The 609-nt window shown below is 75.9% G+C and carries 1 protein-coding gene; it reads left to right on the top strand.

The window, feature by feature from the left end:
- Nucleotides 1-55: 55 nt before the first annotated feature.
- Nucleotides 56-609: maleylpyruvate isomerase N-terminal domain-containing protein (locus AB8Z36_RS42055; RefSeq protein WP_369218571.1), on the top strand; the 554-nt coding region annotated here is incomplete at its 3' end.

Here is a 609-nt window from a genome sequence, read left to right as displayed (position 1 = left end):
TCGCCGGACTCACCGGCCGACCGGTGCCCGGCCACGCTTTCCTGGAGGCGACCCGTTGAAGGAGATCGATCCCACTCCCGCCGCCTTCGACGAACTCGACGGCGCCGCCGAGCGGCTCCTGGTGGCCGTCGCCGGGCTGAGTGACGCCGACCGCGAGGCCCGGGACGCCGAGATCGAGGCGGGGGCGCTGCTGCCCGCGGCCGAACTGGTCGACCGGGTGCGGGTAAGCGCCCGTTCCTGGCAGCGTGCCGTCCGGACGCTGCCGGGACCCGCCTGGGACGCCGCCATCGTGCCGTTCACCGGCGAGGCGTGCACCCCGCGCCGCATCCTCGTCATCCGCCTGCGCGAACTCGCCCTGCACCTGGTCGACCTCGACGTCGGGCGCGAGGTCGCCGACATCCCGCCGACGGCGCGCGACATCGTCCTCGACGATGTGCTCGGTTACTACGCCCAGGCCGAGAAGGTGCCCGCGTGCACCGTGCGCGACGCGCAGGGCGTCGAGTTGGCCCGGTTCGACGGCGGCGGCCCCGTGGTCGCCGGTGCCCGGGCGGACCTGCTCGCCTGGCTCAGCGGCCGTGGCGACGGCGCCCCGCTCGACGCGCCCGGCGG

Source organism: Streptomyces flavofungini, assembly GCF_041028215.1.
Taxonomy (GTDB): Bacteria; Actinomycetota; Actinomycetes; order Streptomycetales; family Streptomycetaceae; genus Streptomyces; species Streptomyces flavofungini_B.
This window is presented reverse-complemented; position numbering and strand designations above follow the sequence as displayed.